Source organism: Streptomyces rugosispiralis (assembly GCF_024505145.1).
In the GTDB taxonomy this organism is placed as follows: domain Bacteria; phylum Actinomycetota; class Actinomycetes; order Streptomycetales; family Streptomycetaceae; genus Streptomyces; species Streptomyces rugosispiralis.
Window position 1 is genome coordinate 182752 of the sequence record NZ_JANIAA010000004.1, and the last position, 20163, is coordinate 202914.

Consider the following 20163-nt stretch of genomic DNA (forward strand, 5'->3'; position numbering starts at 1 on the left):
GTGGCTTATGCCGGTCGGAGGTTGACACGAGTGGCCGGGGCGTCGAGGGGGTGGGCTAGGGGGCTTCTGATGGATCTCCGCGGCGTCGCGACGCCCGGCACGCCCTCTCGCCGCACCGGCCGGAAGCCCAAGTACGCCCAGTACGAGGGGATCCGGCCGGCACGCCGAGAGCACGCTCCCCCAGCTACCGCTGGGAGGCGCCCCCTGACGCCGCTCCTTCCCCCACGAAGATCCATCAGAAGCCCCCTAGTCCGCCGAGGCGCCCGGTTTCGGCCACGCGGCGCAGACCGCCTACGTCACCTGGCCCCCTCCTGGAGGATGTCGGCGAGGGAGGCGAGATACATCTCGATCGCCTGGCCGGGCTCGCGCACCCGGCGGCCCGACAGCTTCCCGATCTTCTCCAGCCGGTACAGCAGGGTGTTCCGGTGGATGTGCAGCCGCTCCGCGACCCGGACCAGCGACAGGCCGCCCTCCGCCCAGCCGATCAGCGTCTCCCGCAACGTCGGCCAGTCCGGCTGCTCGCGCAGCCGCCCCAGCACCGCCTCGGTGAACCGGGTCCGGTCGTGCGGCGGTATCGAGCCCAGGAGCTGCGGCACCCGCAGCTCCGAGGCGATGAAGACCCGCTCACCGGGGAAGACCGCAGGTCCGGTGCGCAGCGCCGTCGCCGCGTCGCGATAGGAGTCGTGCATCCCGGCCGCCCCGGCCCCCGGCTCGCCGACGGCCATCCGGCCGTCCAGGCCATGGCGCTCCGCGAGCAGCGCCAGCAGGTGCTCGCATCGTTCGGGAAGCCGCTCCGGGGCCGTGCGCCCCTCATGCGCGGCGGCCAGCACCGCGTACCGCCCCGCGGTCTGCTCGCCCGCCACGTCCTGGCGGTCGCGGAACACCTCCCGCACCGTCCGCAGCACCGTCAGCCGGGACACCGCCGCGGGGCCCTCGTCCGCCCGGTGCGGGGCGCCCGCCGAGCGCACCTCCAGCAGCACCGCGCTCCGGGCCACCGCGGGCGAGAGCCCCAGCTCGACCGCGCGGGCGGCCACCGCCTCCGGGCCGACCACCTCGGGGTCGTAGAGCGCGATGTCCCGGACGAAGTCGTCGACCGCCCGCTCGTGGAGCATCCGCGAGCGCAGCAGCGCCGCCTCCTCCAGCAGGATCTCGGTCTGCCGCCGCACCACCAGGCCGAAGCGGTGCACCTCCTCGGGCACCCCGGTCAGACAGACGGTGCCGATCACCTCCTCCCCGACGGTGATCGGCAGGCTCATCCCGGGCCGTACCCCCCGCATCAGGCCCGCCTGCTCGGCGCTGTGGGTGGCGGGGCGCCCGGTGCGCACCACCTCCAGGGACGCCTCGTGGACGGTGCCGACGCGCGTGAGGTCGCCACAGCCGATGACGACCGCCCCGGGATCGGTGATCAGCACATTGAAACCGGTGATCCGCCCGATGTCGCGGGCGATCTCCTGCGCCAGCTCCGGCGTCAGTACGGGAGGGCCGCCGAGCGGGCCGCCAAGGTGGTCCATGGGCGGATCGTACAGATCCACTCGCTCTCAGGTCGATGTCTTCATACGCTTCGAACGATGACCAGGGGCTCGTCGCTGCCTACCGTCTTCCGTCAACACCACCGGGCGCCCCGCACCGCCCGGCCACCCGTCCCCTCCTCCCCAGGAGCCCTCCTCCCAGGAGACGGCCATGAGCACAGCATCCCTGGAGAAGTCCCGTCCCACCCGCACTCATTGGTTGATCACCCTGTACGCCGGCGGCGGCGAGTTCTGCGACGGCTACATCCTCAGCATCATCGGCGTCGCGCTTCCGCTCCTCACCGCCGATTACCACCTCGACTCCTTCGACGCCGGAGTGGTCGGCTCCGCCTCCCTGGTCGGCATGTTCGCCGGTGGCCTGGTCTTCGGCCATGTCACCGACCGGGTCGGGCGGCAGAAGGTCTATCTCTTCGACATCGCCGCCTTCATCCTGCTCTCCGCGGCCCAGTTCTTCGTCACCGATCCCTGGCAGCTCACCGTGTTGCGCTTCCTCATGGGCATCGCCATCGGCGCCGACTTCGCGATCGCGGGCACCATCGCCTCCGAGTTCGCGCCGCGGAACTCCCGGGGACCGCTGCTGGTCATCATGGTCACCATGTGGTCGGTCGGCGCCGCCGTCGCGTACGTCGTCGGCTGGGCGATGCTGTCCTCCGGCCACGACGACTGGCGCTGGATGCTCGCGAGCAGCGCGATACCCGCCGTCCTCATCCTCCTGCTGCGCTTCGGCACCCCCGAGTCCCCGCGCTGGCTGCTCAGCAAGGGCCGCGGCAAGGAAGCGGAGGCCGTGCTGAAGCAGATGCTCGGCCCGGCCGCGAGCCTGGACGACCTGGAGGCCGACACCGCCTCGCGGACCCGCTACGGCGACATCTTCCGCGGCGCCTATCTGAAGCGGACCGTTTTCGTCAGCGTCTTCTGGGCCTGTCAGCTGCTGCCGATCTACGCCATCACCACCTACGAACCCACCATCCTGTCCTCCTTCGGACTGGCCGACGGCGACGACTCCTACCTCGGCTCGGTCGTGGTGCAGATCTTCTTCGTGCTCGGCTCGCTCTCCGGGATCCTGGTCATCAACAAGGGGCGGCGCACCCTGCTCCTGTGGAGCTTCGGCCTCTCCGCGATCCCCCTGCTCGGCCTGGCCGCCTTCGCCCACCCCTCACCGGCCGTCGTGGTCGTCCTCTTCGCGGCCTTCGGGGTGGCGTGCTTCTCCAGCCAGTGCCTCCAGGCCATCTACCCCTCCGAGCTGTTCCCGACCGGGGTCCGGGCCACCGCCAACGGGTTCGCCACCGGCATCAGCCGGGTCGGCGCCGCCATCGGCACCTGGGGAGCGCCCGTTGTCCTCGACCACAGCACCCGGCTGGCCATGCTCCTCGGCGCGGTGATCTGCGCCGTCGGCTGGGGAACGTCGTACATCCTCGCCCCGGAGACCAGCGGGCTCACCCTCGCCGACGCCAGCGCGGCGGATACCGACCACGGCCCGCGCGGGTGGTCGCGTGCTCGCCGTGACACCTCCTCGACCACACCGTCCCCCGCGGTGAAGGAGCACTCATGACCTTTCCGGACACCCCGTCCGCCACGGTCACGATCGTCGGTGGCGGAGTCGTCGGCCTGGCCTGCGCCCACTACCTCAGTGGCGCCGGGCTGCGGGTCACCGTCCTCGAACGCGACCGGCTGGGCAGCGGCGCGTCCCGCGGCAACGCCGGGGAGGTCTGCCCCGACCTGGTCGAACCGCTGGCCGCGCCCGGTGTCATCGGTACGGCGCTGCGCGGACTGCGCCGCCAGGACAGCGCGCTGGCGATCCACCCCCCGGCCGGTGCCGAACTGCTGCGGTTCCTGGTCCGGTTCGGGATGCGGGCCACCTCGCGCCACTACGCGCGGGGGGCCGCCGCCCTCGGCGCGCTCGCGAGGGGCACCTTCGGGCTCTTCGAGGAGCTGGAGGCGGCCGGGGTGGACGGGGCGGCGCACAAGGACGGCTTCCTGTTCGCCTTCCCCTCCCGCGAGTACGCCGCCGAGGCGCTCGCCGCCTTCCGCCGGCTGGACGCGCCCGTCGCGCCCGGCGGTGTGCTGGAGGGGGCCCGCCTCGCGGAGGCGGAGCCCTCGCTCACCGAGGGCGCGCGGGCGGGGTTCGTGGTGGAGCGTCAGTGGTCCCTGGACCCCTCGCTCTTCGTGGACCGGCTCGCCGAGCGGCTGCGGAGCGACGGGGTGGAGCTGGTCGAGGGGGCGCGGGTGTCATCCATCGTGGACCGCTCCGGCGGGACCGAGGTCCGGACCTCGGCGGGCACCTTCCGCGCCGATGCGGTGGTCATCGCCGCGGGCATCGGCTCGCGGGAGCTGGTGCGGGGGCTCGGCAAGGACATCGATCTGGTGGCGGGCAAGGGCTACAGCTTCTCGGTGGCGGCCGAACCGCCGCCCTCCCGCCTGGTCCACCTCGGCGCGGCCAAGGTGGTGCTCACGCCGATGGGGAAGCGGGTCCGGGTCGCCGGGACGATGGAGTTCGAGCGCGACGCCGACCGGTTCCGGCAGCGGCGCATCGAGGCCATCGTGGCCGCCGCGCGCCCGTATCTGCGCCACGCCGACTGGGACGACCGCCAGGAGGAGTGGGTGGGGCCGCGGCCCATGACCCCCGATGGGCTGCCGCTGATCGGCCCGGTGCCGGGTCACCCCCGGGTGCTGCTGGCCACCGGCCACAACATGCTCGGGCTGATGCTCGCGCCCGCCACCGGCCGGCTGGTGGCCGGACTGCTGACGGGGACGGCGGATCCAGGGCTTTCCTCCACTTTCGCCCCGGTACGGAGTGTTCGTCGGTACTCTTGGCGTGTACATGGCGCTCGTTGAAGCGCCCTGACACCCAAGGAGCTTGCAGTGGTCAGTCGCAGAACCCTGCTCACGAGCACACTGGGCATCACCGGCGGCCTTCTCCTCCCCACGGCGGGCGCCGGCGCGGCGCCCGCCGACTGGTCCCGGGCGGTGGTGGACTCCACCATCGCCCGCAAACCGGACCCCAAGACCCTCGGGGGCTGGGGCTACACCCAAGGGCTCTTCCTGCTGGGCGCCTACCGCGTCTACCAGCGGGTCAAGGAGGCCTCGTACCTGGCGTACATCAAGGGGTGGGTGGACAACTTCGTCGACGCCGACGGCCATATGAGCCGGAGCTTCGACAACCTGGACGCGATGCAGTCCGGCAATCTGCTGCTGATCCTCCACCAGGAGACCGGCGATCCGCGCTATCGGACCGCCGCCGACCAGATCCGGGCCCGCATCACCACCTATCCGCGCACCGCGGACGGCGGGATGTGGCACGCCACCGGCAAGACCAATGAGCTGTGGGGCGACGGTGTCTTCATGGCCCAGCCCTTCCTGCTGCGCTACGGCATCGCCTACGGCGACGAGACGTTCGCGTACGAGGAGGTCACCAGGAACCTCTCGACGTACTTCCGCCACCTCAAGGCGGCCAACGGGCTGATCTACCACGCGTATGACGCCGACGGCGACGCCCCCTGGAAGCCCGACCCCACCACCGGCACCTCCGCCCACTTCTGGGCACGGGCCATCGGCTGGACCGCGATGACCCATGTCGAGGTGCTGGAGCTGCTCCCCGCGAACCATCCGCGCCGCGCCGAACTGCTCGGTAACGTACGGCACTTGGCGAAGGGCTTCACGCGCTACCAGGACGCGGCCACCGGCCGCTGGTTCCAGGTCGTCGACAAGGCGAGCGACCCCGGCAACTGGACCGAGACCTCCGCCTCCAGCATGTACACCCTGATGCTGCACGCCGCCCTGGAACACGGCTGGATCAAGGGCGGCGGCTACGCCTCGGCGGCCCGCAGGGGCTATCAGGGCGTGCTCGAGAAGGTGTCGGTCGGCTCCGACGGGCTGACGAACATCACCGACATCAGCGAGGGCACCAACGTCGGGGACCTGGCCTACTACCTCGGCCGCAAGCGCAATACGAACGACCTCCACGGTCTGGGCGCCTTCCTGCTGATGAACGAGCGGCTCGCGCACTGACCCGGGCGTACGGTCGCGGTCCGGCGGACCGCGACCGTACGCACCCGCGGAGCCGCTACTTCAGCTCGACCTGGAACACCTTGTCCGCGCCGTCCGGCTCCCCGCCGTTGTTGTCCGCGTTCGTCGTGGACAGCCACAGCGTGTTCTTGCCCGGCACGGTCTCCACGGTGCGCAGCCGCCCGTAGGAGTTGGTGTAGTACGCCTTCGGCGTACCCGCGTTCGTGCCGTCCACCGGGATCCGCCACAGCCGCTCACCGCGCAGCGCCGCCAGGTACATCGCGCCGTCGGCGTAGGTGACCCCGCTGGGCGAGGCGTCGCCGGTCGGCCACTGGCGCTTGGGGCTGGTCATCCCCGAGGTGGAGCACTCGCCCTCGCAGATCGGCCAGCCGTAGTTCTTGCCCGGCTCGATGAGGTTGAGCTCGTCGTACTTGCTGTTGCCGAACTCGGCCTCCCACAGCCGGCCCTGCGGGTCCCAGGTGATGCCCTGCGGATTGCGGTGGCCGTAGGAGTAGACGAGCGTGCCGAACGGATTGCCCGGGGCGGGTTTGCCGTCCGTGGTCATCCGCAGGATCTTCCCGTTGAGGGAGTTCTTGTCCTGGGCGAGATCGGGTGTCTGCGCCTCCCCGGTGGTGGCGTAGAGATACCCGTCCGGGCCGAACTTGAGGCGTCCGCCGTTGTGGTACTTGTTCTTCTTGATGCCGGTGACGATCGCCTTGTAGCCGCCGAGCGAGGAGCCGTCGTAGGTCATCCGGGCGATGCGGTTGCCGTCGGACGCGGTGTGCATCAGGTAGATGGCGTGGTCGGTGCTCCAGTTCGGGGAGACCGCGATGCCCAGCAGCCCGCCCTCACCGTCCGTGGTCACCACATTGGGCACCGTGCCGACCTGCGTCCTGGTGCCCGACTGGGTGAGCTTGTACAGCCGATACGAATCGCGCTCGGTGATCAGCGCCGAGCCGTCGGGCAGCCAGCTGAGCCCCCAGGGGATGCTCCAGCCGGACGAGACGGTCTTGATGTCCGAGGGAGCCGAATCGGCCCGCCCGGGGGCGGCGGTTCCGGTGCCGGCGGTCCCGATCAGCAGTCCGGCGGCGAGTGCGGTGGCGGCCGCCAGGGCGGCGGTGTTCCGGTACCTCTTCATCGCGTTCTCCTGTCTGATCCCCGTTCACATGCGGGGAACCGTAAAGAAGGTTTCCTAATGCGTCAACAGATTCGACGGGAGGAGCTTGTGCATCGCGGAAGGTAGGAGGTGTCTCTTGAGGCGTCAAGGATTGGTATGGGCCAGGAACTTGGCCACGTGGGCGGTTTCGCCCGTCCTAGGCTGTCGACCCGTCAGAGATCGGATGACCTTTTTGGTGCATGCTTCTTGACCGCGCCCGGACAGCTGGTAACCCTGCAACAGAACGGAACATCACCACGCTCCATCCCTCCATCGGCATTCACAGCTCGGAGAAGGAGCCCTCATGGGCCACAGATCGCGCCGCCGACTCGGCGCCTGGCTGGCCGCCGTGCTGTCGGCCGTCGTCACCCTCGCCCTCACTGGTCCCACCCCGGCGCGGGCCGAGGTCACCAACCCCCGGCAGCAGTGGCTGCGCCAGTCCCAGGCGGGGCTCTTCCTGCACTGGGGCATGCGCACCTCGCCCGGCTACACCAGCTGCTCCGCCTGGGAGAAGGCGGTCACCGACGGCGGCTGGGACGCCGGCTACTGGGTGGCGGAGGCCAAGAAGCTGCACGCTTCATACCTGGTGCTCGCCTCCTTCCACAGCCGTCTGGGCTATGCGCGGGCCTGGCCGTCCGCCATCCCCGGAAGCTGCTCCACCAAGCGGGACTTCCTCGGCGAGCTGATCGACGCGGCGAAGGCCCAGGGGCTGAAGGTCATGCTCTACATGACCGACGATCCGCAGTGGCACGCCGAGGGCGGCCACGAATGGCTCGACTCGGCGGCCTACTCGGCCCACAAGGGCCATGACGTCGACCTGACCACGCGCGACGGCTTCGGCGAGTACTCCTACGACAACTTCGTGGAAGTGATGCGGAAGTACCCCGAGCTGTCCGGGTTCTGGATCGACAACGACAACGACTACTGGATCGACCACGGGCTCTACGAGAAGATCCGCGCCGACCGTCCCGACTGGCTGCTGAGCAACAACAACGAAGACACGCCGATCATGGACACGGTCAGCAATGAGCAGAAGACCGGAATGACCCCGGCCTATGACTACCCCCAGGCCATCTGGACCCCGCAGCCCCGGCTCACCGAGGCCTGCTTCAAACTGCCCAGCAGCGGGGCCTGGTGGTACAGCGGCACCGACTCGGCGGTGGACCAGGGGCTCACCCTCGGCCGGCTGATCAGTAACTCCGGATCCTCCGTCAAATCCCTCATGGCCGAGACCGCCCAGGTGAACGGGCGCTTCCCCGGCAAACAGGAAGCGTTCAACAACTACGCCAAGACCTATCTCGACAAGATCTGGGGATCGCTGGGCGGCACCGAGGGCGGTGGCTACTCCTACGGCGGGCTCCAGCCCGGCGCCTGGAACGACGGCGCCCACGGGGTGACCACGGTGAGCACGGCCGACCCCGACCGCCACTTCGTGCACGTCCTCACCCGGCCCTCGGGCTCCACGCTGACCGTGCGGGACAACGGCTACAAGGCGACCGGTGTCACCGACTACCGGACCGGGAAGAAGCTCGACTTCCGCCAGGGCGACGGCCGGATCACCATCTCCGGCATCACCGACTGGGATCCGTACGACACCGTCCTCGCCGTCCGCACCGACGGCCGCCAGGGCATCGTTCCGCCCGGTTCCCTCACCGCGAGCGCCAGTGTCTCCGCGAGCGGCCACCCCGCCTCCGCCGTGCTCGACGGGGATCCGCAGACGTACTGGGACAACAACACCACCCTGCCCGCCTCGGTCACCCTCGATCTGCGGTCCGCCAAGAGCATCCGCTATCTGGCCGTGAACCAGCGGGAGTGGTCGGTCTCCTACGCCCGCTCCGACACCGAACAGTCCGCCCGCATCCGCGACTACCAGGTGCACGTCTCCGACAACGGACGCGACTGGGGCAGCCCGGTGGCCTCCGGAACGCTGCCCAGCGCCCGCGGTGTGCGGTTCATCGACATCCCCGCCACCACCAAGCGCTATGTCCGGCTCACGGTGAACAGCACCTGGGCCGCGGCCACCGACACCAAGCGCTATCGCAAGCTGCTGCTGGACGAGGTGCGCGTCGGATCCGCCTACCCCGGGAGCGGCCGCATCACCACCGACGGCGGGGCACCGCGGATCCGGGCCGCCCGCTGACGGCCCGTCCGCCCCGTCCCGTTGATCCATCCTCCACCTGATTCATCCCCCACCCAGATGGAAGGCAGGTCGAAGCCATGAACGACACCACACCGCACACGGCGCCCGAGGCGGCGGACCGCACCACCCGTACGGAGGCCGGCGAGACCGCCTGGCAGACGCCGGACTACGTGGTCGTGGAGACCGCGCTGGAGGTCACCGCCTACTCGCTGAACGCCCGCTGAGCTCCCCGCCATGCGCGTGCGCGTGCTCGGCACCGCGGCGGGTGGCGGCGTACCCCAGTGGAACTGCGCGTGCCCCGGATGCTCCGGGGCACGCGCCCACCCGGGATGGCGCCGCCGCCATGCCTCGCTCGCCGTCCAGGCCGACGAAGGCCGCTGGTATCTGGTCAACGCCACCCCCGACCTCGGCGACCAGGTCGAGGACTGCCCCGAACTGCACCCCGGGCCCGAACCGCGCCGGACCCCGCTGGCCGGGGTGATCCTCACCGACGCCGAACTCGACCACACCCTCGGCATCGCCCGGCTGCGCGAGGCGGCCGGCATCGAGATCGTGGCCACCGCCCCGGTGCGGCACGCCCTGCTGACCGGGCTCCACCTGGGCGAGATCCTCACCCCCTATACCCGGCTGGACTGGCGGCCCCTCGGCCCCGTGGACCGGCCGCTCACCGAAGGCTCGCCCCTCGCCGTCGGCGCCGTCCCCGTCTCCGCCAAACGCCCCCGCTACGCGGCCGGACTCGACGCCCCGGACGACGGCGCCTGGGTGGTCGCCCTGCGGCTGACCGACCTCGCCACCGGCCGCTCCCTGCTCTACGCCCCCGCGCTCGCCGCCTGGCCCGACGCCTTCCGGCGCGCCGCCGAAGAGGCCGACTGCGTGATCGTCGACGGCACCTTCTGGTCCGATGACGAGCCCCTCACCAGCGGCTTCGGCTCGCGTACCGCCACCGCCATGGGCCATCTGCCGATCGAAGGACCGGACGGCACGGCGCACCGGCTGGCCGCGCTCGGAGCACGCACCCTGTACACCCACCTCAACAACACCAACCCCCTCAACGACCCGGCCGCGCCCCAGCATTCGGGCCTGCGGAAGCTGGGCGTCGAGGTGGCCGCCGACGGGATGGTGATCGACCTGTGAGCACCCCACGGACACGGCTCGAGGAGCGGTTGCGCGCGGTCGCGCAGGAGCGCTACCACGACCGCCACCCGTTCAACGTACGGATGCACGCGGGCGAGCTCACCCCCGCCGAACTGCGCCGCTGGATCCTCAACCGCTTCCACTACCAGCGCCACATCCCCGTCAAGGACGCGCTGATCACCGCCAAGCTCGACACCTCACGGCTGCGCCGGATGTGGCTGCGGCGCATCCAGGACCACGACGGCGCCACCGACGGCGAGGGCGGTATCGAGCGGTGGCTGCGGCTCGGCGAGGCCGCGGGGCTGGACCGGGACCGGCTGCTGTCGGGTGCGGAGGTGGTGCCCGGGGTGCGGCTCGCGGTCGACGGCTATGTCAACTTCTGCCGGCTGCGCGACCCGCTGGAAGCCGTCGCCGCCTCGCTCACCGAGCTGTCCGCGCCCGGCATCATGCTCACCCGGATCGACGCCTTCGAGCGGTACTACCCCTGGATCGAGCGCGAGGGCCTGGTCTACTTCCGCAACCGGGTCGACCAGGGGCGCCGGGACAGCACCGAGGCGCTCGACCTGGTCCTGACCTGGGCGCGGAGCCCCGCGGACGAGGACCGCGCGGTGGCGGCGCTCGCCTTCAAATGCGATGTGCTGTGGTCGCTGCTGGACGCGGTCGACCACGCCGACACCAAGGACGGCCCGGGGACCGGCATCGACGACGGCCCGGGGACCGACCTCAAGGACGGCCCGGGGACCGACCTCAAGGACGGCCCGGGAGAGGCCACATGACCGGCCCCGGCCCCGGACCCGCCCCGGCCGGATGGCGGCCCGCGCTGTCCCCCGCCGTGAGCCTGCGCCACGACCGGGTGCGGGACGCCGATCTGCTGGTGCTGCCCGAGCGGGTGGTGGTGCTGCGTGGCAGCGCCGCGAAGATCCTTGGGCTGTGCGACGGCGACCGCGACCTCGACACCATCGTGGCGGAACTTCGGAGCCGCTTCCCCGGCGCGCCCGTCGCCGAGGACGTGCCCGCCTTCCTCGACCGGATGCGTACCCAGGGCTGGGTCCGATGACCGCCGCGCCCCGCCCCTGGGCCCTGCTCGCCGAGCTCACCCACGGCTGCCCGCTGCACTGCCCCTACTGCTCCAACCCGCTGGAGCTGGTCCGCCGCGCGCGTGAGCTGTCCACCGCCGAGTGGACGGAGGTGATGCGCCAGGCCGGGGAGTTGGGCGTGGTGCACACCCACCTCTCCGGCGGGGAGCCGCTGTTGCGCGGCGATCTCGCGGAGATCGTCACCGCCGCCGAGTCCGCCGGGATCTACACCCAGCTCGTCACCAGCGGGGTGGGCCTGGACGGCGCCCGGCTGACCACGCTGACCGCCGCCGGGCTGCGCAGTGTCCAGCTGTCCCTGCAACACGCCGACCCGGCCGCCTCCGACCGCATCGCCGGACACCGCTCGTACGCCGCCAAGGAACGGGCCGCCGCCCTGGTGCGCGCGGCCGGACTGCCGCTCGGGATCAATGTCGTCCTGCACCGCGACAACCTCGACGCGCTCGACGCCGTCATCCAGCGCGGCCTGGACTGGGGCGCCGACCGGATCGAGCTGGCCAACACCCAGTTCTACGGCTGGGCGCTGCGCAACCGCGACGTCCTGCTGCCCACCCGCGACCAGCTCGACCGGGCGCGGGACACGGTCCAGCGGTGGCGGGACCGGCTGGGCGGCGCCACCGACCTGGTGTGGGTCGTGCCCGACTACTTCGACGGCGTGGCCAAGCCCTGCATGGGCGGCTGGGGTGCGGTCTCGCTGACCGTCGCGCCCGACGGCACCGTGCTGCCCTGCCCCGCCGCCGCGAGCCTGCCGGACCTGGACCCGCCCAATGTCCGCGACCACTCCCTGGAATGGGCCTGGGACCACTCGGGCGCCTTCAACCGCTACCGGGGCGAGGAGTGGATGCGCGAACCGTGCCGCACCTGCTCCCGCCGCGCGGCGGACTTCGGCGGCTGCCGCTGCCAGGCGTACGCCCTGACCGGCGACGCCGCCCGTACCGACCCGGCGTGCGCGCTCTCCCCGGACCACGGGGTGATCCGCGCGCTGACCACGGGCACCGGGCGGCCGGGCGGAGCGGGCGACCCGGCGCCGACCGGCGGCTATGCGTACCGCAAGCCGGGAGGGTGAGGCCGGGCGCGGTTTGGCGCATACGGCCCCGCTTCCGTAAAGTTTCGCCGTTGTCCAGGGGAACAGGCGAACCAAGAAAGCGGCAGCGGCGATGACGGTGACTGACGAAGGCCGGGCCGAGCGTGCCCCGGCCGAGGGGCCGGGCATCGACCCGGAGCGGCTGGCGACCTGCCTGAGCGTCCTCGCGGAACTCGACCGGCTGCCGGTCGACCACCCCGACGCGATCATGGTCCGCCGGGCCACCTCCGGGATCTACCGCAGCGTGAAGCAGCGCAGGCGCCAGGAGCGGCGGGCCGCGAAGACCGCGAACGACAAGGCCGTGACCGAGGCCACCGCTACCGGTGCCGCCGATCGGATCGACGACGAGACGCTGGGCCGCGCGCTCACCAGCTCCGTCACCACCGAGATCGCGGGCATCCTGGAGCGCCCCCGCTCCTGCTACGTCTGCAAGACCCGGTATGTCGAGGTCGACGCCTTCTACCACCAGCTGTGCCGCGACTGCGCCGCCGAGAACCGGGCCCGCCGCGACGCCCGCACCGATCTCACCGGGCGCCGTGCGCTGCTCACCGGCGGCCGGGCGAAGATCGGCATGTATATCGCGCTGCGGCTGCTGCGTGACGGCGCCCACACCACCATCACCACCCGCTTCCCGGTCGACGCCATCCGCCGTTTCAAGGCCATGCCGGACAGCGGGGAGTGGCTGCACCGGCTCAAGGTCGTCGGCATCGACCTGCGCGACCCCGCCCAGGTGATCGGGCTGGCCGACGCGGTGAGCGCCGCGGGCCCGCTGGACATACTGATCAACAACGCCGCGCAGACCGTCCGCCGCACCCCGCAGGCGTACGCGGAGCTGATAGCGGGCGAGTCCGCGCCGCTCCCCGCCGGGGAGCTGCCCGAGTCCGTGGTGCTCGGCGCCTTCGGCAGCGGCGCCCAGGCGGCCCTGCCGGCGCCCCGCACGCCCCGGGACGGCGTCCTCACCCCGCAGGACCTCACCGCCCTCGCCCTTTACCGCGGCTCCGCCTCACCGGCCCGGATCGAGGCCGGGACCGCGATCGACGCGGGCGGTCTTGTGCCCGACCTGGATCCGAGCAACACCTGGGTGCAGCGGGTGAACGAGGTGGACCCGGTCGAGATGCTCGAGGTCCAGCTCTGCAATGAGACGGCGCCGTTCATCCTGGTGAGCCGGTTGCGCCCGGCGATGGCCGCCTCGCCCGCCCGGCGGAAGTACGTGGTCAACGTGTCCGCGATGGAGGGCAAGTTCGGCCGGGGCTACAAGGGCGCGGGCCATCCGCACACCAATATGGCCAAGGCCGCGCTGAACATGCTGACCCGTACCAGCGCACGCGAGATGTTCGAGTCCGACGCCATCCTGATGACGAGCGTCGACACCGGATGGATCACCGATGAGCGCCCGCACCCGGACAAGATGCGGCTGGCGGCCGAGGGCTTCCACGCCCCCCTCGACCTGGTGGACGGCGCGGCGCGGGTCTACGACCCGATCGTCCGGGGCGAGGGCGGCGAGGACCTCTTCGGCTGCTTCCTGAAGGACTACGCCCCGACGTCCTGGTAACGGCGTCCTGGTGACGACGCCCTGGTAAGGACTACGCCCCGCCGTCCTGGTGACGACGGGGCACCGCGGTCCGGCGTCGGGTCAGGCGCCGGCCCTGCTGCCGGCCGCCGGGGTGCGGCGGCCGGGCGAGATGCCGAAGCGCCGGGCCAGCCGCCCCAGGCGGGCGCGGGCGGCGACCCGGTAGCGCTCCCAGAGGCGGGCGAACCGGCTCGCGCGCAGCTCCTCGAAGAGCTGGTCGTAGCGCCGGGCGATCGGCTCCGGGTCATAGATCCGGGCGCTCTCCAGGGCGGCCGCGCCCATCGCCCGCCGGGCCGGGGCGTCGCCCATCAGCTCCATCAGGGCGCTCGCCAGCGCGTGCTTGTCCCCGGTGGGGACGAGCCGGCCGGTGACCCCGTCCTTGATGATCTCGGCGGGGCCGAGCGGGCAGTCGGTGCTCACCACCGGCACCCCGCAGCGCATGGCCTCCACGATCGTCATCCCGAACGACTCGGCGTCCGAGGCGACCGCGACCAGCGACGCCTTGGCGAACTCCGCCTCGATGGGGGAGCGGGGCCCCATCAGCTCCGCGCTCCCGGACAGGCCCAGCCGCTCGATGCGCTCCGCGAGCCGCTCCTTCTCCGCGCCCCCGCCGTAGATCCGCAGCCGCCAGGCCGGGAACTTCGCCGAGGTCTCCGCGAAGGCGTCGATCAGCAGGTCGAAGCGCTTGCCGCGGACCAGCCGCCCGGCCGCCGCGATCACCGGTTCGGTGCCCTCGGAGGGGGCGACGTCGGGCTGGGGGACGCTGTTGGGGATCGCCAGGGTCCGCACCCCCGGCATCGGCATCTTCTTGCGGTAGACGGCGGCGTCCGCCTCCGTCGTGGTGACCACGGCGTCCAGCGCCCGGTAGAACGGCGCCAGCTCCGCCCGCAGCTTCTTGCTGTGCGCCTCGTACCGCAGGTGCTCCTGGGCGATGCGCAGCGCGCGGCGCGGGGCGAAGCGGGATATGTAGACGTTCACCCCCGGCCGGGTGCCGACGATCACATCGGCGTCGCAGCCGCGCAGATACTCCGCGACTCGCGTGTCGATCAGGCGGTTGTACTGGTGGTTCCGCTTCTCGGCGGCCGGAAAGTCACGGCTGGGCTCGAAGAACAGCGGGTCCTTCGCGTCCGCGCTCTCCGGGCGCGAGTCCACCAGGGGGACCAGCCGCACCCGCGGGTCGAGGGCGAAACGCGGCGTCTCGCGGTGCCGCATCATCGAGACGATCTCCACCTCGTGGCGGTCGGCGAGCGCCGTCGCGAGGTTCATGGTCGTCCGGATCGTTCCGCCGATCCCGTAGGCGTTGTGCAGCAGGAATGCGATCTTCATGCGGTATTTTCTCCGGCCGGGTGCGTCTCCGGGGCGAGTTTCCCCCGGAAGCTGCCCGACACCTTGCCCACGTCCGGTAAGCCCACCGCGTGAAGAAGGTGAGAGCGGGGTAAGAAGCCCCGCTCAGGACCCCCGCCCGCCGCGAGCACCACTGTGGCCTTGGCAGACTCGGGGTGTGACCAACACCGTGCTGCTCGCCGAGGACGACCGTGCCATCCGCCAGGCGCTGGAACGCGCCCTGACCCTGGAGGGGTACCGCGTCACCGCCGTGCCCGACGGGATAGAGGCGCTGGCGGCCATCCACCGCGAGCGCCCGGACGTGGTCGTGCTGGATGTGATGATGCCGGGCGTGGACGGGCTCCAGGTGTGCCGGGTGCTGCGCGCCGAGGGGGACCGCACCCCCATCCTCATGCTCACCGCGCGGGTCGAGACCGCCGACCGGATCGAGGGGCTGGACGCCGGCGCGGACGACTACGTGGCCAAGCCCTTCGAGGTCGAGGAGGTCTTCGCCCGGCTGCGCGCCCTGCTGCGCCGCGCCGCCCCCGCCGAACCGGCCGCACCCGAGGACACCGCCATCGACGGGGTGCTGGAGGTCGCCGATCTGCACCTGGACTCCTCGGCCCGGCGGGTCTGGCGCGGCGGTACGGAGCTGGAGCTGACCCGGACCGAATTCGACCTGCTGGAGCTGCTGGCCCGTAACGCGGGCATCGTCCTGGACCACGCCACCATCTACGCCCGGATCTGGGGCTACGACTTCGGCCCCGGCTCGAAGAACCTCGCCGTCTACATCGGCTATCTGCGCCGCAAGGTCGATCCGGAGGGGCGCGCCCCGCTCATCCACACGGTGCGCGGGGTCGGCTACAGCCTGCGGGAGGAGTGATGGTGCGGCTCCCCCCGCTCCGCCGTGGCAGGCCCAGCCTGCGGACCACCTTCGGGCTGTCGTTCTCGGCGGCGGCCACCGTGGTCACCCTCCTGGTCGGCGGGCTCAGCTATGACGCGGCGGCCGGGCTGGTGCGGGTGGACCAGCAGTCGGCGTTCGACGACGTGATCCGCGATCTGCGCAGCCAGGTCCGCAGCGAGAAGGTGATCCTGCGGCAGTACCCCTCGGAGAGCGTCGTGCCCGTCCCGTACGACCTGCGGGACGATCTGCGCCGGATCAGCCGGATGGACGTCCAGGTGATCAACGGCCGGGGCACGATCTACGACGCGGGCAAGCCCCCGCTCCCGGTGGTCGACGACGACCGGACGACCGCCGCCTCCCGCACCCCGGGCACCGTCCAGCGGCGCGAGATCGACATCGGCGGGGAGCAGTACCGGATGGCCACGGTCGCCGTGGGCGACGGCATCGGCGCGATCCAGGTGGCCCAGCAGATCAGCGACACCGAGGATCTGCTGCGCGAGCTGCAGAAGCGCACCGCGCTGTTCGTGGTCGCCGTCATCCTGGCCGCCGGGCTGGCCGGCTGGTGGCTGGCCGGGCGGATCACCCGGCGGCTGGTGCGGCTGACCGGGGTCGCCGAGAGCGTGGCCGCCACCGGCCGGATGGCGGTGGCGGTGCCGGTCGCCGGGGACGACGAGGTGGGCCGCCTCGGGCGGGCCTTCGACGGCATGCTGGGACGGCTCGCGCGCTCCAAGGACGACCAGCGGCGGCTGGTCCAGGACGCCGGGCACGAGCTGCGCACCCCGCTCACCTCGCTGCGCACCAACATCTCCCTGCTGCGCCGCTTCGAGGAGCTGCCGGGGCCCGCGCGCGAGGATCTGCTGGCGGATCTGGCGGGGGAGACCCGGGAGCTGACCGATCTCGTCAACGAGCTGGTGGACCTGGCGGCCGGGCAGCGGGACGACGAACCCCGTACCGAGGTCTCGCTGGAGGAGGTGGCCACCACCGCCGTGACCCTCGCCCGGCGCCGTACGGGCCGGGAGATCACCGTACGGGCCGAGGGCGACACCCGGCTGACCGGCCAACCGGCCACCCTGCAGCGCGCGATCTCCAATCTGGTGGAGAACGCCGCCAAGTTCGACCAGGGCGGCACCGAGCCCGTCGAGGTGATGATCAGCGGCCGCCGGGTGGAGGTCCTCGACCGGGGTCCGGGCATCGCCGAGGAGGACCGCGAGCGCGTCTTCGACCGCTTCTACCGTGCGCCCGGCGCCCGTAGCCTGCCCGGTTCGGGGCTGGGCCTGGCCATCGTGCGCGAGGTCGCCCTCGCCCACGGCGGCACCGTCTTCGCCCGGCCGCGGCCGGGCGGGGGCGCGATACTGGGCTTCACGGTCGCCGACGCCCCCGAGGCGCCGTAACACCGCGCCTCGAGGTCCCGGCTGCCATGGGTGCCGCTGCGGCTACGGGGTGCCCGGGGGTTCTTTCCCCTCCCCGCCCCTTCCCGCAACTGGGGCTCCGCCCCGGACCCCGCTCCTCAAACGCCGGAGGGGCTGGAAGCGGGAGGGGAGCAGCCCGCCGCAGGCGTTACGGCTTGCGGGCCACTCCCGCCCACATGTTGATGTCCGCGCTGCGGATGGCCTCCGGCCGGTCCCCGGGGTCCGGGTTCCAGTGGTGGGGCTCCGTCACTCCCGGATCGATCAGCTCCAGACCGTCGAAGAAGGCCCCGACCTCGCTCTTGGAGCGGGTGGTGAAGGAGATCCCGCTCTCCTTGTAGACCTGGATGACGTTCCGCCAGGTCTCCTCGGAGAAGTCATGCGTGGAGTGGGTCAGCATCAGATAGCTGCCCGGCACCAACGGCGCCATCAGCTCGCGGATGATCTCGTACGGCTTGTCCTCCTCCGGAATGAAGTGGAAGAGCGCGTTCACGGAGATCGCCACCGGCTGGTCCAGGTCCAGCGTCTCATGCAGCTCGGCAGCGCTCATGATCCGCTGGGGATCGCGCACATCCGACTGCACATAGGCCGTACGGCCCTCGGGGGTGCCGACGAGCAGCGCCTGGGCGTAGGCCAGCACGATGGGGTCGTAGTCGGTGTAGACCACCCGGGCCTCCGGGGCGACCCCCTGGGCCACCTGGTGGAGGTTGGGCTCGGTGGGTATGCCGGTGCCTATGTCGAGGAACTGCCGCACCCCGGCCTCCCGGGCCAGCCAGCGGGTGGCGCGGTGGATGAAGGCGCGGTTGACGGTGGCGTTGAGCCGGACGGTCGGATAGACCTCGAGCACCCGCCCGGCGGCCTCCGCGTCGACCTCGTAGTGGTCCTTGCCGTTGAGGTAGAAGTCGTACATCCGAGCCGGGTGCGGCTTGGTGGTGTCGATCTGGTCAGGGGCGAGCCCGTTGTCGGTCACGCGGCCCTCCGTTCCGGTGCGGTACCCGCCGAGGTGGTCAGGTTTTCTGGACGTGTGAGCAGGAAGTCCGCGGCGCCGGCCTTGGCGCCCTGGATGAACTTCTCGATTTCGTGATGGGTGTAGATCAGGGCGGGGCCGTCCGGATCGGTCGACTGACGCAGGGCCACCCGACCGTCGTGCAGCCTCATGACCTCGACGCACGCACCGCCGTTGGGGCCGCTCCAGGGCTTGGCCCAGCCCTCGGTTCCCAGATGTTTGGCGGGCATGCCGTTGTACACATGTACCTGATCCACAGTCAGAGCTCCTTGCGAATCCCACGGAGAAAGTTCTCCGTCCGCCGCGCCGGTGTGGCCTGGGTGCCCATGCGGTCCAGGGCCTCCAGATAGGCGACCACATCGGAACGTTGGTCGAGATAGCCGGCGCCGGTCAGGCCCTCGGCATAGACGATGTCCGGCAGTTCCGGGATCTGGAACCGGAAGAGCTGGAAGGGTCCGCCCATGCCCGGGTGAGGGCCGGCGGAGAACGGCACCACCTGAAGGGTGATGTTCGGTCTTTGCACCGCTTCGATCAGATGGTCGATCTGGGCGCGCATCACCGGGGGACCGCCGATGGACAGACGGAGCACCGTCTCGTCCATCACGACCCACAGATGCGGTCCGTCGGGGCGGCTGAGCAGCTCCTGGCGCTCCATCCGCAGTGCCACACGGCGCTCGAGCTCACGGTCGGATCCGTGCGGGAAGCCGATGGAGAGCAGCGCGCGGGCGTAGTCCTCGGTCTGCAGCAGCCCGGGTATGAAGTGCGGCTCATAGGCGCGGATGCGGCTGGCCGCACCCTCGAGGCTCACATAGAGGCTGAACCAGTCCGGCAGCACATCGCGGAACCGGTGCCACCAGCCGGGCCGGTTGGCCTCCTCGGCGAGTGCGAGGAAGGAGTCGATCTCCTGCTGGTCGGCACCGTAGGTCTGCAGCAGCTTCTCGACGTAGGGGAGCTTCAGGCCGACTTCGGCCTTCTCCATCCTGCGCACGGTGGTCTGGTTGACGTGCAGCGCTCTGGCCGCCACGTCGTAACTGACGCCGGCTTTTTCGCGAAGGTCCCTCAGCCGCATGCCGAGGACCATCTGCCCGACGGTCGGGGCAGATCGCGCTTCACCCACGTCGTACCTCCTGGGACGGTCTTGTCAGGATCAGTGTGCCACGTACGAGGTGAGGGGAACAGAGTGCGCTGGCTATTCTGCATTTCGCAGATCGCGCCTTGCCAACTGGTGCTTGCAGCAACGATAGTGACGGGTGTGACCAGTCCAACGTGGCTGCTGTGTCGCGCACTTGCGGCATTCACGTACGGCATTCACGCCCCCACAGGTAGGACGGACGGAAGGCACATGGCCGTGGCATTGCGTCAGCGCTCGACGATGGCCCACCACCCGAGCTCCGGGAGCGTTGACTCCGCCCTCCGTCAGGAGAGGTTCCAGCTGCCCGCGAGAGGCACCTCGGTCGCGGTCGCCCGGCACCGGGTGCGGTCCCGGGCGCCGGAGTGGGGCTTTGCGGAGGATGTCTGCGAGGCCGCCGAACTGGTGATGTCCGAGCTGTTCACCAATGCCCTGGTGCACACCGGGAGCGAGCAGATCCTCTGTGTGCTGCGCGCCCATGAGCGGCGGATGCTCTATGTCGAGGTCGCCGACCAGGGCGGCGGACCGGCCGTTCCCACACCGCGGGAGGCCGGTCTTGAGGATGAGTGCGGACGCGGACTCGCGCTGGTCCGCGCCCTGGCCGACGCATGGGGGGACCGGCCGGGCGTGAACGGCGGACGGGTGGTCTGGGCCCAGATGAGCGTGACCGCCGGCCGCTGACGCCG

Annotated in this window: 19 protein-coding genes; 13 read left to right on the top strand and 6 right to left on the bottom strand. The window is 71.3% G+C overall.

The window, feature by feature from the left end; all coding sequences use genetic code 11:
• Positions 1–296: 296 nt before the first annotated feature.
• Positions 297–1511, bottom strand: a complete 1215-nt coding sequence (locus NP777_RS09520; protein WP_256649652.1) for a CdaR family transcriptional regulator — start codon at positions 1509–1511, stop codon at positions 297–299.
• Positions 1512–1680: 169 nt separating this feature from the next.
• On the opposite strand from NP777_RS09520, the gene NP777_RS09525 reads away from it, so the two are divergent.
• The 3 genes from NP777_RS09525 to NP777_RS09535 are packed head-to-tail and all read left to right on the top strand — an operon-like array spanning position 1681 to position 5534.
• The gene (locus NP777_RS09525) at positions 1681–3078 is read left to right on the top strand and encodes an MFS transporter (protein ID WP_256649653.1); all 1398 of its coding nucleotides are present in this window, start codon (positions 1681–1683) and stop codon (positions 3076–3078) included.
• A complete protein-coding gene (locus NP777_RS09530; RefSeq protein ID WP_256649654.1) occupies positions 3075–4361 on the top strand; it encodes an NAD(P)/FAD-dependent oxidoreductase in 1287 nt (428 codons plus the stop codon). Before NP777_RS09525 ends, NP777_RS09530 begins: the two co-directional genes overlap by 4 nt.
• 27 nt (positions 4362–4388) lie before the next feature.
• On the top strand, positions 4389–5534 hold the full coding sequence (locus NP777_RS09535; protein ID WP_256649655.1) for a glycoside hydrolase family 88/105 protein: 1146 nt from the start codon (positions 4389–4391) through the stop codon (positions 5532–5534).
• A gap of 55 nt (positions 5535–5589) precedes the next feature.
• Here the strand turns inward: NP777_RS09535 and NP777_RS09540 are convergent, their stop codons facing one another.
• Entirely contained in the window at positions 5590–6669 is a 1080-nt protein-coding gene (locus tag NP777_RS09540) for a PQQ-dependent sugar dehydrogenase (protein ID WP_256649656.1), read from the bottom strand.
• A 322-nt stretch (positions 6670–6991) separates the two neighbouring features.
• Between NP777_RS09540 and NP777_RS09545 the strand changes: the two genes are divergently transcribed.
• The 7 genes from NP777_RS09545 to NP777_RS09575 all read left to right on the top strand — a co-directional run bounded on the left by NP777_RS09545 (position 6992) and on the right by NP777_RS09575 (position 13691).
• Entirely contained in the window at positions 6992–8827 is a 1836-nt protein-coding gene (locus NP777_RS09545; protein WP_256649657.1) for a discoidin domain-containing protein, read from the top strand.
• A 77-nt stretch (positions 8828–8904) separates the two neighbouring features.
• Positions 8905–9051: a pyrroloquinoline quinone precursor peptide PqqA gene (pqqA, locus tag NP777_RS09550; protein ID WP_256649658.1), complete on the top strand. Its 147-nt coding sequence runs from the start codon at positions 8905–8907 to the stop codon at positions 9049–9051.
• 10 nt (positions 9052–9061) lie between these two features.
• On the top strand, positions 9062–9961 hold the full coding sequence (pqqB, locus tag NP777_RS09555) for a pyrroloquinoline quinone biosynthesis protein PqqB (protein ID WP_256649659.1): 900 nt from the start codon (positions 9062–9064) through the stop codon (positions 9959–9961).
• Positions 9958–10737 carry a pyrroloquinoline-quinone synthase PqqC gene (pqqC, locus tag NP777_RS09560; protein WP_256649660.1) on the top strand — a complete coding sequence of 260 codons (780 nt, stop codon included), beginning with the start codon at positions 9958–9960 and terminating at the stop codon, positions 10735–10737. Before pqqB ends, pqqC begins: the two co-directional genes overlap by 4 nt.
• Entirely contained in the window at positions 10734–11018 is a 285-nt protein-coding gene (pqqD, locus tag NP777_RS09565; RefSeq protein ID WP_256649661.1) for a pyrroloquinoline quinone biosynthesis peptide chaperone PqqD, read from the top strand. Before pqqC ends, pqqD begins: the two co-directional genes overlap by 4 nt.
• Positions 11015–12121: a pyrroloquinoline quinone biosynthesis protein PqqE gene (gene pqqE / locus NP777_RS09570; RefSeq protein WP_256649662.1), complete on the top strand. Its 1107-nt coding sequence runs from the start codon at positions 11015–11017 to the stop codon at positions 12119–12121. The genes pqqD and pqqE overlap by 4 nt, the downstream gene beginning before the upstream one ends.
• 91 nt (positions 12122–12212) lie before the next feature.
• Positions 12213–13691, top strand: coding sequence for an SDR family NAD(P)-dependent oxidoreductase (locus tag NP777_RS09575; protein WP_256649663.1), 1479 nt, complete (start codon positions 12213–12215; stop codon positions 13689–13691).
• A gap of 81 nt (positions 13692–13772) precedes the next feature.
• Here the strand turns inward: NP777_RS09575 and NP777_RS09580 are convergent, their stop codons facing one another.
• Entirely contained in the window at positions 13773–15035 is a 1263-nt protein-coding gene (locus tag NP777_RS09580) for a glycosyltransferase family 4 protein (protein ID WP_256649664.1), read from the bottom strand.
• Between the two features lie 175 nt (positions 15036–15210).
• On the opposite strand from NP777_RS09580, the gene NP777_RS09585 reads away from it, so the two are divergent.
• Together NP777_RS09585 and NP777_RS09590 are read left to right on the top strand one after the other, a co-directional pair.
• A complete protein-coding gene (locus tag NP777_RS09585) occupies positions 15211–15915 on the top strand; it encodes a response regulator transcription factor (protein WP_256649665.1) in 705 nt (234 codons plus the stop codon).
• Positions 15915–17327: a sensor histidine kinase gene (locus tag NP777_RS09590; protein ID WP_256649666.1), complete on the top strand. Its 1413-nt coding sequence runs from the start codon at positions 15915–15917 to the stop codon at positions 17325–17327. The genes NP777_RS09585 and NP777_RS09590 overlap by 1 nt, the downstream gene beginning before the upstream one ends.
• 166 nt (positions 17328–17493) lie before the next feature.
• On the opposite strand, the gene NP777_RS09595 is transcribed toward NP777_RS09590, so the two are convergent.
• From NP777_RS09595 to NP777_RS09605, 3 genes are read right to left on the bottom strand one after another with little or no spacing between them, the layout of a single operon-like run.
• A complete protein-coding gene (locus NP777_RS09595; protein ID WP_256649667.1) occupies positions 17494–18312 on the bottom strand; it encodes an SAM-dependent methyltransferase in 819 nt (272 codons plus the stop codon).
• Positions 18309–18605, bottom strand: a complete 297-nt coding sequence (locus NP777_RS09600; RefSeq protein ID WP_137981375.1) for a DUF397 domain-containing protein — start codon at positions 18603–18605, stop codon at positions 18309–18311. Before NP777_RS09600 ends, NP777_RS09595 begins: the two co-directional genes overlap by 4 nt.
• 2 nt (positions 18606–18607) lie before the next feature.
• Positions 18608–19465 (bottom strand): helix-turn-helix domain-containing protein, encoded by an 858-nt coding sequence (locus tag NP777_RS09605; protein ID WP_256649668.1) that lies wholly within the window; start codon positions 19463–19465, stop codon positions 18608–18610.
• 225 nt (positions 19466–19690) lie between these two features.
• On the opposite strand from NP777_RS09605, the gene NP777_RS09610 reads away from it, so the two are divergent.
• Positions 19691–20158 carry an ATP-binding protein gene (locus NP777_RS09610; RefSeq protein ID WP_256649669.1) on the top strand — a complete coding sequence of 156 codons (468 nt, stop codon included), beginning with the start codon at positions 19691–19693 and terminating at the stop codon, positions 20156–20158.
• Positions 20159–20163: the final 5 nt, after the last annotated feature.